This window comes from Micromonospora sp. AMSO1212t (genome assembly GCF_008868145.1).
GTDB lineage: Bacteria > Actinomycetota > Actinomycetes > Mycobacteriales > Micromonosporaceae > Micromonospora > Micromonospora tulbaghiae.
In genome coordinates this window covers 18,280-32,472 of sequence record NZ_WBKS01000061.1, presented here as the reverse complement: position 1 = coordinate 32,472, position 14,193 = coordinate 18,280, and the positions used below count along the sequence as shown (strand labels likewise).

Below are 14,193 nucleotides of genomic sequence, written 5' to 3'. Positions count from 1 at the left end.
TGCCGTTCGTGGTGATCGGGCTCGGCGTGCTGCTGCTGCAGGTGGTCGCGTTCAACTCGGTGGGCGCGGCCGGCACCGCCGGCTGGCTGGTGGCGATCATCGCGGTCGGCGCGGGCGTCATCTGGCACCAGTCCGGCCCGGAGCGCCGCCGGCAGTGGGGCGACTCGGCGGTGCCCTGGCTCGGCGCGGTGGTGGAGGAGAGCGACAGGCGCGCGTTCGTGCTGCGCTTCATCGGCGGCGGCGTGCTCGTCGCGGTCGGCATCATCGGCGTGGCGGCCGTCTACTCGCCGGCGCAGAACGTCGACGCGGTGCTCAACGGCGTGATCTTCGCGTTGGTCGGGCTGGCCGGCGTGGGTGTGGTCACCGGTCCGGTGCTCTGGCGCACCTGGAACCAGCTCCGCTCCGAGCGGGAGGGCCGCATCCGGGAGCAGGAGCGCGCCGAACTGGCCGCGATGGTGCACGACCAGGTGCTGCACACGCTGGCGCTGATCCAGCGCAACGCCAGCGACGTCAAGACGGTGCAGCGGCTGGCCCGCGGTCAGGAGCGCTCGCTGCGCAACTGGCTCTACAAGCCGACCGCCTCGCCCACCGAGCGCTTCGCGGCCGCTCTGGAGCAGGCCGCCGCCGAGGTGGAGGACACGTTCGCCATCACGGTCGAGGTGGTGGTGGTCGGCGACCGGGAGACCGACGAGCGGGTGGGCGCGATCGTGGCCGCCGCCCGGGAGGCCCTGGTCAACGCGGCCCGGCACGCCGGTGTGCAGACCGTGTCGCTGTACGCCGAGGTGGAGCCGGAGCAGGTGAGCGTATTCGTCCGGGACCGGGGCAAGGGCTTCGACCCGGATACGGTGGAGAATCACCGGCACGGCGTCCGGGGCTCGATCATCGGACGGATGAAGCGGCACGGCGGCCGGGCGGAGATCCGGTCCGAGCCGGGGGAAGGGACCGAGGTCCGGCTGATCCTGCCGATCAGCGGCTCCGGCTCCACGGCGGAAAGGGACAAGTGACATGTCCGAGCAGGAACCGGTCGAGGGTACGGCGCCCCGCGGGCCGCTGCGGGTGTTCCTCGTCGACGACCACGCGATGTTCCGGGCCGGCGTCCGCGCCGAACTGGGGGCGCGGGTGGAGGTCGTCGGCGAGGCCAGCTCGGTGGCCGAGGCGGTGACCCGGATCGCGGCCACCGCGCCGGACGTGGTGCTGCTCGACGTGCACATGCCCGACGGCGGCGGTCGCGCGGTGCTGGAGGCGATGCGGCGCACCCACCCGCAGGTGCGGTTCCTGGCACTGAGCGTCTCCGACGCCGCCGAGGACGTGATCGGCCTGATCCGCGCCGGCGCGCGGGGGTACGTCACGAAGACGATCTCCCCGGAGGAGCTGACCGACGCGATCCGGCGGGTGGCCGACGGCGACGCGGTGTTCAGCCCACGGCTGGCCGGGTTCGTGCTCGACGCCTTCGCCTCCCGGCCGGACGCGCCGGTGGCCGACCCCGAGCTGGACCAGCTCACCAACCGCGAGCGCGAGGTGCTGCGGCTGCTCGCCCGGGGGTACGCGTACAAGGAGATCGCCAAGGAGTTGTACATCTCGATCAAGACGGTCGAGACGCACGTCTCCAACGTGCTGCGCAAGCTCCAGATGTCGAACCGGTACGAGCTGTCCCGCTGGGCCGCCGACCGCCGGCTGGTCTAGGAGTCCACGCCCGCCCTCGGGGGCGGGGCCTCGACGGCCTCGTACCCCAGGGGCCCTGTTGGTGTCCGCTCAGTCGGCATGGCATCATCCGGACGGACAAAAAACGCCGCAGTCGTGCGCCCGTGAGAGACGCCGAGGCCGGCGCGGCGAACGTCACAGCCCCGCGTGCCGCAGGGACGTCTGTCGACCCCTCTGTGCCCGTCTTGCCTGTTCAGGGCCCTATCGTCCGTACGCTTTGTGATCTTTTCTCAAGTATCGGCAACGTGGCGACCAACTAACGGCTTGATAACGGCACCTTCACGGAAAGGGCCGGTTGGTGTCACAGTGGCAGCACCTCACCCCCCGGTGTGAGGCATCTCGTCGGGCCTGCCGACCACGTGACGTCGTCTTTTGCGCCGCCGCGTGGCCGCCGACCCTGCGCGGTGCCTCGTCCAGGGTGTGGCGCCCGGCGGATCGGTACCCCTGGGGTGTCCCGAATTCCTCTGCGGTAAACCGGCGTCCTGCGGCTCGGGTCGCCGGTGGTGTCACCCCCAAAGACGTGCGTGAAACTCACGACGGAACCAGGTTAGAAAGAGGAGGCCCCTCGGAATGAGAGTCTCGAAGCGGGCGAGCGGCGCGCTCGCGGTGGGCGCGGCATTCGCGCTCGTCGCGTCCGGCTGCTCCAGCGGGAACAACGACGGTGGCGACGCCGGCGCTAGCAAGGACGGCGCGATCGTCATCGACGGTACCCAGCCGGAGAACCCCCTGGTTCCGGCGAACACCACCGAGACCGGTGGCGGCGCGATCATCGACTGGCTGTGGAGCGGTCTGGTCGAGTACCCCAACAACGGTGGGGCGCCGCAGAACCTGCTCGCCGAGTCGATCGAGACGAGCGACTCGAAGGTCTTCAAGATCAAGATCAAGCAGAACACCAAGTTCCACGACGGCACCACCGTCAAGGCCGAGAGCTTCGTCAAGGCCTGGAACTGGGCGGCGTACGGCCCGAACGGCGCGCAGAACGCCTCCTTCTTCGCCGACATCCAGGGCTTCGACGAGGTCTACACCGAGGACCCGGACGGCCCGGACGGCCCGCAGAAGGCCCCGGAGCCGAAGGCCAAGGAGATGTCCGGCCTGAAGGTTGTCGACGACTGGAACTTCGAGGTCACGCTCACCGCGCCGACCGCCGTGTTCCCGACCAAGCTCGGCTACAGCGCCTTCGTGCCGCTGCCGGACGCGTTCTTCTCGTCCACCCCGGCGGACTTCGGCAAGAAGCCGATCGGTAACGGCCCGGTGAGCCTCGTCTCCTGGCAGGACGACGTCGAGATCAAGCTGACCCGCTTCGACGACTACAGCCTGCGCGACAAGATGAAGGTCAAGGACGTCACCGTCAAGATCTACCAGGACGACACGGCGGCGTACAACGACCTGCTCGCCGGCAACCTGGACTTCCAGCAGCAGGTTCCGGTCTCCGCGCTGGCCGGTGACAAGTGGAAGACGGACCTGACCGACCGGGCCATGGCCTCGACCACCCCGTCGACCGGCATCATCGCCTTCCCGATCTACGACAAGCGCTTCCAGAACCCGAAGCTGCGCAAGGCGATCTCGCTGTCCATCGACCGGCAGTCGATCACCGACAAGATCTTCTTCGGTACCCGTAAGCCGGCCGACAGCTGGGCCAACCCGCTGACCCCGGGCGCCGAGCCGGGCAACTGCACCGCCTGCAAGTTCGACGTGGCCCAGGCCAAGCAGCTCCTCCAGGAGGCCGGTGGCTTCCAGGGCAAGCTGACCCTGTCGTACAACGCGGACGCCAGCCACAAGGAGTGGATGGAGGCCGTCGCGCAGCAGATCAAGACCAACCTGAACATCGACGCGGTTGCCGTCGGCGTGCCGACCTTCGCGGTCTTCCGCGCCAACATCAACGCCTACAAGATGACCGGCGCGTACCGGGCCGGCTGGCAGCAGGACTACCCGGACGTGGAGAACTGGATCAACCCGCTCTACGTCACCGGTGGTTCCTCGAACGACGGCAAGTACAGCAACCCGCAGGTGGACGCCCTCGCCAAGGAGGCCACCGCGGCCCCCAGCATCGAGGAGGCCCACAAGAAGTTCGCTGAGGCCGTCAAGCTGATCGACCAGGACGTCCCGTCGATGCCGATCTACTTCGGTGGCCAGCAGTCCGGCCACTCGGAGAAGATCAAGAAGCTGGAGCTGACCAACGTCGGCGAGCTCGACATCACCTCGGTCGAGCTCTGATCCGAACGGTCTGACCCCGGGTCGGGCTCGCCTACCGGTGAGCCCGACCCGGGGCCGTTCCGCGAGGGGGTGTACAACGAACCCCTCGCACGTTGTCGCCGCCGCGCCGGCTCACCCGGCGCTCCCTGTCTGGAGGACCACCCCATGGGCCGTTATCTCTTGAGACGGCTGCTGCAACTCGTGCCGGTGTTCATCGGCACGACGTTCCTGATCTACTGGCTCGTCTGGTCCGTGCCCGGTGACCCCTTCGCCGGCAAGTGCGGCGACCGCGGTTGCCCCCCGAACTACCGGGCCATGATGACCGAGAAGTACAACCTCGACGAGTCGATCTGGGTGCAGTACGCCAGCTACATGAAGAACCTTCTCCAGGGTGACTTCGGTATCACGTTCGGCGGTCGCGAGATCAGCGACATCATCGCCACGTCGTACCCGAACACCCTGAAGCTGGCGGTGGTGGCCCTCGCCATCGAGGCCGTGATCGGTCTCGGCGCGGGCATCCTGACCGGTCTGCGGCGCAACGGCTTCCTGGACAACCTGGTCCTGGTCTCCACCCTCTTCCTGATCGCCCTGCCGGTCTTCGTCATCGGCTTCGTGCTGCAGTGGCTGCTGGGCGTCAAGTGGGGCATCATCAACCCGACCGTGTCCAACGAAATGCGGTTCAGTGAACTGATCGTGCCGGGCTTCGTGCTCGGAAGCGCATCGATGGCGTACATCGCCCGGGTGGCGCGTACGAGCATCGCCGAGAACCGGCGTGCCGACTACGTCCGCACCGCGATCGCCAAGGGCCTCCCGATGCGCCGCGTGGTCGGCGTGCACCTGCTGCGCAACTCGCTCATCCCGGTGGTCACGCTGCTCGGCACCGACCTCGGCGCCCTGATGGGTGGCGCGATCGTGACCGAGGGCATCTTCGGCATCAACGGCATCGGCCGGCAGGTGCTCCGCTCGATTGTCACGAAGGAGAGCGCTACCGTTGTCGGCATCGTCGTGGTGCTGGTGGTCGTCTATCTCGTGATGAACCTGGTGGTCGACCTGCTCTACGCCGCCCTCGACCCGAGGATCCGCTATGAGTGACCGCCGCAGCGAACGAATCGTCCCAGCAGTCTGCGCGGGCAACCACGCCCGCGCCGAGCGCAACGAGGTGCGGGCATGAGTGACCCGAATACCGCGTCGATCGTGACGACGCCGCCCGCGACCATGCCCACCCAGGCCGGTTCGGGCGCTCCCACAAACGCCGGCCTGCCGGAGAGCGCGAAGCAGCAGAAGCCGCGTGGTCTGCTCGGCGACGCCTGGATCGACCTGCGCCGCAAGCCCCTGTTCTGGATCTCGGCGACGATCATCGTGGTGTTCCTGGTGATGGCGGCCTTCCCCTGGCTGTTCACCTCCGGCGACGCGGTAAACGGCACGCTGGAGCGCAGCCGGGTCGAGCCGTCCTCCTCCGCCTGGTTCGGCTACGACGTGCAGGGCCGCGACGTCTACGCCCGGGTCATCTACGGCGCCCGCGCCTCGATCGTCGTCGCTGTGGTCTCCACCGTCCTGACGCTGCTCGTCGGCGGCACGATGGGCATCATCGCCGGCTACCGCGGCGGCTGGGTGGACGCGCTGCTGTCCCGCATCGCGGACATCTTCTTCGGCCTGCCGTTCGTGCTCGGCGCGATCGTCATCCTGACCACGTTCAACGGGTCCGGCACCGACAACGGCGAGTGGACGATCATGGGGCTGGTCATCCTGTCCCTGAGCGTGCTGAGCTGGCCGGTCGTGATGCGGCTGATGCGCTCCTCGGTGCTCGCCACCAAGGAGGCCGACTACATCGTGGCGGCCCGCGCGCTCGGCGCCGGCACCGGCCGGATCATCCTCAAGCACCTGCTGCCGAACTGCCTGGCCCCGCTGCTGGTCTACGGCACGATCATGGTCGGTTCGTTCATCGGCGCGGAGGCCACGCTCTCGTTCCTGGGCATCGGCCTGAAGAGCCCGGTCGTCTCCTGGGGCATCATGATCAGCGAGGCGCAGAACTACATCCGGGTCTCGCCGTTCCTGCTGTTCTTCCCCGCCGCGTTCCTCGTCGCCGCTGTGCTGAGCTTCGTCATGCTCGGCGAGGCGGTCCGCGAGGCCCTCGACCCGAAGCTCCGATAGGGGAACTGAGTTGTCCGACATTCTCGTGTCCGAGCAGTCCGCCCCGGGCGCCGACGGATCCGGCCGCCCCTCGGGCCGCCTGCTCGAGGTCGACGACCTTCGGGTTGAGTTCCGCACCCGGGACGGCGTCGCCAAGGTCATCAACGGAGTCACGTACCACGTCGACGCGGGGGAGACCCTCGCCGTGCTCGGCGAGTCCGGCTCCGGCAAGAGCGTCACCGCGCAGACCATCATGGGCATCCTGGACACCCCGCCCGGCTTCGTCACCGGCGGCCAGGTCCGCTTCCACGGCAAGGACATGCTCACCATGTCCCCCGAGCAGCGGCGGCGGATCCGGGGCGAGGGCATCGCCATGATCTTCCAGGACTCGCTCTCGGCCCTCAACCCGGTTTTCACTGTCGGTTTCCAGATCGCCGAGCAGTTCCGCGTCCGGCGCGGCATGAGCCGCTCCGACGCGAAGAAGCGCGCGATCGAGATGCTCGACCAGGTGAAGATCCCCAACGCCAAGGGCCGGTTCAGCAACTACCCGCACCAGTTCTCCGGCGGTATGCGGCAGCGCGCCATGATCGCCATGTCGCTGGCGCTGGACCCCGAGGTGCTGATCGCCGACGAGCCGACCACCGCGCTGGACGTGACCGTGCAGGCCCAGATCATGGACCTGCTCGGCGAGCTGCAGCGGGAACGGCAGATGGGCATGATCCTGATCACCCACGACCTCGGCGTGGTTGCCGACGTCGCGGACCGGATCGCGGTCATGTACGCGGGCCGGATCGTCGAGGAAGCCGACGTCTACGACCTGTACCGCAAGCCGGCACACCCGTACACGCTCGGCCTGCTCAACTCGATCCCGCGGATGGACGAGAAGGGGCAGGAGCTCCGGACCATCAAGGGCCTCCCGCCGAACCTGATGAACATCCCGCCGGGCTGCGCGTTCAACCCGCGCTGCCCGATGGCGCAGCCGGTGTGCCGGGAGAAGGTCCCGCCGCTGCTGCAACTGGGCAACGGCCGGGCCAGCGCCTGCCACTTCGCCGAGGAACTGGTGAACCGTGACTGAGAACATCATCGAGGTTCGTGACCTGGTCAAGCACTACCCCGTGACCCGGGGTGTGGTGTTCAAGAAGACCATCGGCCAGGTCAAGGCGGTCGACGGCGTCTCCTTCGAACTCAAGGCCGGCGAGACGCTCGGCGTGGTCGGCGAGTCCGGCTGCGGCAAGTCGACGCTCGCCCGTGTGCTGATGAACCTGGAGAAGCCGACCGGCGGCCAGGTGCTCTACAAGGGCCAGGACATCTCCAAGCTCTCCGGTGGCGCGCTGCGGCGGCTGCGCCGGCAGATCCAGCTGGTGATGCAGGACCCGTACACCTCGCTGAACCCCCGGATGACCGTCGGTGACCTGATCGGCGAGCCGTTCGAGATCCACCCCGAGGTGGCTCCGCGCGGCAGCCGGCGCAGCAAGGTCAAGGAGCTGCTCGACCTGGTCGGCCTCAACCCGGAGCACATCAACCGGTACCCGCACCAGTTCTCCGGCGGTCAGCGGCAGCGCATCGGCATCGCCCGGGCGCTGGCGCTGCGGCCCGAGGTGATCGTCTGCGACGAGCCGGTGTCGGCCCTGGACGTCTCGATCCAGGCCCAGGTGATGAACCTGCTGGAAAAGCTCCAGGCCGAGTTCGGGCTGTCGTACGTCTTCATCGCGCACGACCTGTCGGTGGTGCGGCACCTCTCCGACCGGGTCGCCGTGATGTACCTGGGCAAGATGGTGGAGATCGGCACCGAGGACGAGATCTACGAGCGGCCGACCCACCCGTACACCCAGGCGCTGCTGTCGGCGGTGCCGGTGCCGGACCCGACCGTGCGGCAGAGCAAGGCGATCATCCGGCTCCAGGGCGACGTCCCCTCGCCGGTCAGCCCGCCCTCGGGCTGCCGGTTCCGGACCCGCTGCTGGAAGGCGCAGGACATCTGCGCCCAGGAGGTGCCGCTGCTCCAGATCCGGCCGGGCTCGGACCACCCGAGCGCCTGCCACTTCGCGGAGAAGCGGGAGATCGTCGTCACCCACGAGGTGGCCTGATCCAACCGAACCGCCTGCCGGTGTCGATCACGACACCGGCAGGCGGTTCGTCGTCTCCGTGGGCGTCACCGCGTCTCCGCCGGCGTCACAGCGGGCCGCGGCCGGCGCGCAGCAGCAGGAGCGCGAGCTGGGTGCCGTCCGCGCCGAGCTCGGCCCGGAACCGCTCCAGGATCTCCCGCTCGCGGGAGAGCACCAGCCGGGTGCCGCCGGATGCCATGCGGGTCGCGCCGACCTCCTGGGAGAGCGCTGCCCGCTCCTGCCAGAGCGCGACGAGGGTGCGGTCGATCTCGTCGATCCGCCGCCGGATCTCGCCGATCCGCTCCGCCGCCGCCGCGTCGTCGGTGCCGGTCCGGGCGGCCGCGGCCCCGGTCGGGTCGCCGGCCGGCCGGTCGTGCGGCGCCAGGCTGCCGCTGGACTCCACCACGTCAGTCATCATCGTCGTCCCTCTCGGGGCTCGGGCCCGGTACCCGGATCCCGGAACGAAAACGCCCCGGGCTCTGGGGAGCCCGGGGCGTTTCGTAGGTCTGTGATCAGGCGCGACCCACGGCTGCCGGACTCCCGGTGCCGTAGTAAAAGTAGAAGCGCTGATCGAACACGTCGTCGAGTATGCCGACCACCTGGGCGGGCGCGCAAGAAGACGCACCAACAGGTGAGACGTGACGCGTGCGCCGAGCGGCGGCGCGGGCGGGGAAGTGTCCGCCCGGCGGCATAGACTCGGGCTGCGATGCATCCTCTCTTCGACATCCCCGCGTCCCCGCCCGCGCCGGAGTCCCGGCCGACCCCGCCGCGCCGTCCCGGGGGCGCCGGGTCGGACCCGGGCGCCCTCCTCGACGGCCTGAACGGCCCCCAACGGGACGCGGTGACACACGCCGGCTCCCCGCTGCTGATCGTGGCCGGCGCCGGGTCCGGCAAGACCCGGGTGCTGACCAACCGGATCGCCTACCTGCTCGCCGCCCGCGACGTGCACCCCGGCGAGATCATCGCGATCACGTTCACCAACAAGGCCGCCGGCGAGATGAAGGAGCGGGTGGCCGCGCTGGTCGGCCCGCGCGCCCGGCTCATGTGGGTCTCGACGTTCCACTCCGCCTGCGTACGCATCCTGCGTGCCGAGCACGAGCACGCCGGCCTGAAGTCGACGTTCTCGATCTACGACGCGGACGACTCGCGCCGGTTGATGCAGATGGTCGCCCGCGAGCTGGACCTGGACCCGAAGCGTTACCCGGCCCGGGGCCTGGCGGCCCAGGTGTCGAACCTGAAGAACGAGCTGGTCGACCCGGAGGAGTTCGCCGGCCGGGCCAAGGGGCCGAACGAGCGGGCGCTGGCCGAGGCGTACACGCTCTACCAGCGGCGGCTGCGCGAGGCGCACGCGCTGGACTTCGACGACCTGATCATGACGACGGTGCACCTGCTCCAGTCGCACCCGCACGTGGCGGAGAGCTACCGACGCCGGTTCCGGCACGTGCTGGTGGACGAATACCAGGACACCAACCACGCCCAGTACGTGCTGATCAAGGAGCTGGTCTCCGGGACCGAGGGGATCCCGCCGGCCGAGCTGTGCGTGGTCGGTGACGCCGACCAGTCGATCTACGCGTTCCGCGGCGCGACCATCCGCAACATCCTGGAGTTCGAGCGGGACTTCAGCGACGCCCGCACGATCCTGCTGGAGCAGAACTACCGCTCGACCCAGACCATCCTCAACGCGGCCAACGCGGTGATCGACCGCAACACCTCCCGGAAACCGAAGCGGCTGTGGAGCGACGCCGGGTCCGGCGAGCAGATCGTCGGGTACGTCGCCGACACCGAGCACGCCGAGGCCGACTGGGTGGCCCGGGAGATCGACCGGCTGGTCGACGACGGCGAGACCCGCCCGGGTGACGTGGCGGTGTTCTACCGCACCAACGCCATGTCCCGGGTGTTCGAGGAGGTGTTCATCCGGGTCGGCCTGCCCTACAAGGTGGTCGGCGGGGTGCGCTTCTACGAGCGCAAGGAGGTCCGCGACGCGCTCGCGTACCTGCGCGCGGTGGTGAACGACGACGACACGGTCAGCCTGCGCCGCGTGCTCAACACCCCGCGCCGGGGCATCGGCGAGCGCGCCGAGGCGTGCGTGGAGGCGCTGGCCGCGCGGGACCGCATCTCCTTCGGCGCCGCGCTGCGCCGAGCCAAGGACGCGCCCGGCATCTCCACCCGCGCGGCGAACGGCATCGCCGAGTTCGTCGCGCTGCTCGACGCGGCACGGGAGCTGGCCGACACCGGCACGCCGGAGGAGGTACTGGAGGCGGTGCTGACCCGCTCCGGCTACCTGGCCGAGCTGGAGGAGAGCCTCGACCCGCAGGACGCCGGCCGGGTGGACAACCTCCAGGAACTGGTGAGCGTCGCGCGGGAGTACACCGAGCGGATCGAGGCGCTCGGCGCCGACGACGAGCGGGCCACGCTCGCCGGTTTCCTGGAGCAGGTGGCGCTCGTCGCCGACGCCGACCAGATCCCGTCCGACGACCCGGACCATCAAGGTGTCGTCACGCTGATGACGCTGCACACGGCCAAGGGCCTGGAGTTCCCGGTGGTGTTCCTGACCGGCCTGGAGGACGGCGTCTTCCCGCACCTGCGCTCGCTCGGCGACACGCGTGAGCTGGAGGAGGAACGGCGGCTGGCGTACGTCGGCATCACCCGGGCCCGCCAGCGTCTCTACCTGTCCCGTGCGGTGACCCGGTCGGCGTGGGGCGCGCCCGCCTACAACCCGCCGTCGCGGTTCCTGGAGGAGCTGCCGCCGGAGCTGGTCCGCTGGGAGCGCACCGAGGGGTCGTACACCTCGTGGGGCGGCGGAGGCGGCGGCGTCGGCGGCCGGGCGGACCGGCTGGGCCGCGGCGGCTTCGCCGGTGGCACGCCCAAGGCGACCGAGCTGGCGAAGCGGCTGGGCGTGGACGCCAGCCGCCTGGCCACCGCCAGCGAGCTGAAGCAGGCCCCGAAGGTCTCGGTGGGCGACCGGGTCAACCACCAGCGGTACGGCCTGGGCCGGGTGCTGGCGGTGGAGGGTGCCGGGCCGGGAGCCCGGGCCCAGATCGACTTCGGCGACCAGACCATGTGGCTGGTGCTGCGGCACGCCCCGATCGACAAGCTCTGAGCGTCGGGCGGTCCTGACCGCCCTCACTCAACCCCGGACGTCACCGATCGCGTCTCACCCTGCATCCGCTCGTGGACGCGAGCCGGATGCGACCTGGAGGTGGCGTGAGTCGCGACGAGGACGACGAACAGTTCCGGCTGTTCGTCCAAGGACAGTGGGGAAGGCTGGTCCGAACCGCCTACCTGCTGACCGGCGACCGGGGGACAGCCGAGGACCTGGTCCAGTCGGCGCTGGAGAAGACCCATCGGCGCTGGGGGAGGGTGCTGCGCAGGGACGCGCCCGAGGTCTACGTACGCCGGGCGATGGTCAACACGGCCATCTCCTGGCGGCGTCGGCGGCGGCCCCTGGAGGTGCCGCTGCTGACCTCCGACAGCGCGCCGGTGCCTGATGCGTACGCGCAGGTGGAGGAGCGGCGGCTGCTGCTCGCCGCGCTGCGCCGGTTGCCGCCCAGAACCCAGGCCGTTCTGGTGCTGCGCTACTTCGAGGACCTCAGCGAGGCGGACACCGCCCGGGTTCTCGGCTGCTCCGTCGGCTCGGTGAAGAGCCAGGCGTCGCGCGGGCTGGCCCGGCTGCGGGTCGAGTTCGCCCCGCCCGCCCCTGCGTCCCCGGTACGGCTTCAGGAGGACCCGGCATGACCGAGAACTTCGCCCGCTCGACGCTCGGTCCCGCGCTGGGCCAGGCCGCGCACGGTGTCGGCGTACCCGAGGACCCGTGGCCGGGGTTCGCCCGGCGCGAGCGACGGCACCGGCGCAACCGGCTGATCCGGACGGCTGTGGCAGCGGTCGTGGCCGCGCTCGCCGGGGTCCAGGCCAACGTGGTGCCCCTCCCGGGCTGGGCGCCCGGCATCGCGGTCGCCGCCGCCCCGGCGGCGCTGCTCGACGCGCCGCCCCGGGGCGCGCTCGCCGGCGATCGGGCCTGGCTGGACACGCTACGGGAGCGGATCAGCGCCGGTCCGGCGACGGGGGTGCCCACCGCGCTGGGCGGCTCGAAGACGGACGGCTTCTGGAAGGTCGGGGATCGCGACCGGATCCGTCTGCTCTACGGCAGTGACCGACCGGGCCGCCGGGTCGCACTGGTGGCGGTGCCGCTGCGGTTCGGCCTGCTCACCAAGGAGGCGCTGGTCTGGTACGCGGGCCCGGCCGGGGCCGACGCCGGGCAGATGCGCTACGCCGGTCACAGCGAGGCCGTCGACGACCCGGTCATGACTCTGATGCAGGCCGGTCCGGACGGGGGCGCAGTCGCGGTCGTCGTCGGGCCTGCGGGCTCCACTGTGACGATCAGTGGCGACCCCCGGTACACGCCGAGGGGAACGCTGGAGTACGAGGACATCGCGCGGGCGGACGGCAGCGGGGTCGGCTTCGCCGTCCTGCCTCCCGGGCCGCTGCGGCACGAACCCGTCGTCCGGGTCAGCGGCGACAGCCGTGTGATCTTCCAGGGCGGCCTGGGCGGCGGCCCGTACGCCGGGATCGACCCGACCGCGCGGGAGATGGACGTCCTGCTCACCGCCGCCCGGCGGGACTCCCGAGGTACGCCGCTGGCCGACGCCGACCTGCGCGACGTCGTCGGATGGGCACTCCTTGACAGTCGCCTCCCGGCGGCCGGGACGACGGTGCGGGTCCGGTGGTCGGGTAGCGAGGGCGGCCGGCCCGCCGCGCTGCTCACCGTGCAGCCCGCGGGCGGCGGGGTGATCGCGTACGCGATGCACGGCGACCACCGCACCGGCTGGGGGGTCGACCTGCGGCTGCTGCTGCCGGCCGAGGGCACCGACCGGCGGCCGATCGGCTGGCGGATCCGGGCCGAACACGGCACCCGTCCGCCCACCGACCAGGTGCGGGTGATCGCCCCGCCGGACGCGGCCCGGGTCACGGTCACGGTCGGCGGCGCACCTCCGGTCGCCGTCGCGCTCGACGCGTCGAACGCGGGCACCACCCGGGTGCCGCCGGACCAGCCGGCCACCCTCACCGCGTACGCCACCGACGGCAGCGTCCTCGGCGCCACTCCGGTGCCGCCGGTCGAGGCCGACATGTCGGGCCTGCCCGGCGACAGCCCGGCCACCCGGGTGACCCCCTGACGAACCGCAGGCGTGGCCGAGCCGGAGACGGCTCGGCCACGCCGGTGGATCGCCCGCGTCAGCAGGCCACGTTGATGCCCCGGGCACGCAGGAACGGCGCCGGGTCGATCTGGCTCCACATCGCGCCCTGGTGCACCTCGAAGTGCAGGTGCGGGCCGGTGGAGTCGCCGGTGGAGCCTTCGTACCCGATGACCTGACCGGCCTTGACCTTGTCACCTACGCCGACGGCGAGCCGGCTCTGGTGGGCGTAGTGGGTCAGGTAGCCGTTGTGGTGGTCGATGAAGACCGAGATGCCGTAGCCGTCGCCCACGTCACCGGCCTTGACCACGGTGCCCGCGGCGGCGGCGTGGATCGGCGTGCCGGCCGGCATGGCGAAGTCGATACCGGCGTGCTGGGTGCCCCAGCGGGGCCCGTAGCAGGACGTGATGTCGGCGCCCTTCATCGGGATGACCCAGGTCGGCTTCTTCGCCGCTGTCTTCTTCTTGGGCTTCGGCTTGGGTTTCGCGGTCGCCGTCTTCTTCGGTGCCGGGCTGCTCGCGCTCGCGCTCGGGCTCGGCGAAGGGCTGGCCGGTACGGCGGACGGGCTGAGCGGCTCACGGGCCGAGCGGTCGGCGCGGGCGGCGTCGTCGGCGCGGGCCGCTGCGCCGAGGTCGACGGCGGCCGGCGTGGGGCCGGACGGGGCGGTGGTGACGGCCACGCCACCGATGCCGAGGCCGAGCAGGGCCACCGCGCCGGTGACCACGTAAACGGTGCGCCGGGCGCGGCGCGGACGCCGGTGCCGGGCGGGAGCGTTGTCCGGGGTGGGGCTGCTGTGCTGCACGGGATCCTTCACGGTTTCGAGGGGCACGTGACCTCGAAATACTGGTGTCGGTGCAGCTCGCAGCGGGTATCGGGGG

12 protein-coding genes are annotated in these 14,193 nt (G+C 70.7%); 10 read left to right on the top strand and 2 right to left on the bottom strand.

The genetic code is table 11. The features are described 5' to 3' along the window. From F8279_RS17050 to F8279_RS17020, 7 genes are all read left to right on the top strand, one after another. A partial coding sequence (locus F8279_RS17050; protein WP_151500460.1) for a sensor histidine kinase occupies positions 1–1,004 on the top strand: 1,004 nt, incomplete at its 5' end. A gap of 1 nt (position 1,005) precedes the next feature. Beyond that, positions 1,006–1,683 carry a response regulator transcription factor gene (locus tag F8279_RS17045; RefSeq protein WP_030501521.1) on the top strand — a complete coding sequence of 226 codons (678 nt, stop codon included), beginning with the start codon at positions 1,006–1,008 and terminating at the stop codon, positions 1,681–1,683. A gap of 588 nt (positions 1,684–2,271) precedes the next feature. Next, entirely contained in the window at positions 2,272–3,915 is a 1,644-nt protein-coding gene (locus F8279_RS17040) for an ABC transporter substrate-binding protein (RefSeq protein ID WP_091426206.1), read from the top strand. A gap of 144 nt (positions 3,916–4,059) precedes the next feature. After that, positions 4,060–4,986: an ABC transporter permease gene (locus F8279_RS17035; RefSeq protein WP_091426204.1), complete on the top strand. Its 927-nt coding sequence runs from the start codon at positions 4,060–4,062 to the stop codon at positions 4,984–4,986. A 75-nt stretch (positions 4,987–5,061) separates the two neighbouring features. Continuing rightward, positions 5,062–6,045 carry an ABC transporter permease gene (locus F8279_RS17030; RefSeq protein WP_091426202.1) on the top strand — a complete coding sequence of 328 codons (984 nt, stop codon included), beginning with the start codon at positions 5,062–5,064 and terminating at the stop codon, positions 6,043–6,045. 25 nt (positions 6,046–6,070) lie between these two features. Beyond that, the gene (locus tag F8279_RS17025) at positions 6,071–7,099 is read left to right on the top strand and encodes an ABC transporter ATP-binding protein (protein ID WP_091426199.1); all 1,029 of its coding nucleotides are present in this window, start codon (positions 6,071–6,073) and stop codon (positions 7,097–7,099) included. Next, a complete protein-coding gene (locus F8279_RS17020; protein WP_091426196.1) occupies positions 7,092–8,108 on the top strand; it encodes an ABC transporter ATP-binding protein in 1,017 nt (338 codons plus the stop codon). The genes F8279_RS17025 and F8279_RS17020 overlap by 8 nt, the downstream gene beginning before the upstream one ends. An 85-nt stretch (positions 8,109–8,193) precedes the next feature. Here F8279_RS17020 and F8279_RS17015 read toward each other — a convergent pair whose 3' ends face one another. Then, complete coding sequence (locus F8279_RS17015; protein ID WP_091426193.1) at positions 8,194–8,544, bottom strand: chorismate mutase; 351 nt, start codon at positions 8,542–8,544, stop codon at positions 8,194–8,196. A gap of 288 nt (positions 8,545–8,832) precedes the next feature. Between F8279_RS17015 and pcrA the strand changes: the two genes are divergently transcribed. From pcrA to F8279_RS17000, 3 genes are all read left to right on the top strand, one after another. Then, the gene (gene pcrA, locus F8279_RS17010; protein ID WP_091426190.1) at positions 8,833–11,226 is read left to right on the top strand and encodes a DNA helicase PcrA; all 2,394 of its coding nucleotides are present in this window, start codon (positions 8,833–8,835) and stop codon (positions 11,224–11,226) included. A gap of 104 nt (positions 11,227–11,330) precedes the next feature. Then, positions 11,331–11,861: a SigE family RNA polymerase sigma factor gene (locus F8279_RS17005; RefSeq protein WP_225853305.1), complete on the top strand. Its 531-nt coding sequence runs from the start codon at positions 11,331–11,333 to the stop codon at positions 11,859–11,861. Further along, complete coding sequence (locus F8279_RS17000) at positions 11,858–13,297, top strand: hypothetical protein (RefSeq protein WP_091426188.1); 1,440 nt, start codon at positions 11,858–11,860, stop codon at positions 13,295–13,297. Before F8279_RS17005 ends, F8279_RS17000 begins: the two co-directional genes overlap by 4 nt. Before the next feature lie 58 nt (positions 13,298–13,355). Here F8279_RS17000 and F8279_RS16995 read toward each other — a convergent pair whose 3' ends face one another. Continuing rightward, positions 13,356–14,129 carry a M23 family metallopeptidase gene (locus F8279_RS16995; RefSeq protein WP_091426185.1) on the bottom strand — a complete coding sequence of 258 codons (774 nt, stop codon included), beginning with the start codon at positions 14,127–14,129 and terminating at the stop codon, positions 13,356–13,358. Positions 14,130–14,193 lie beyond the last annotated feature (64 nt).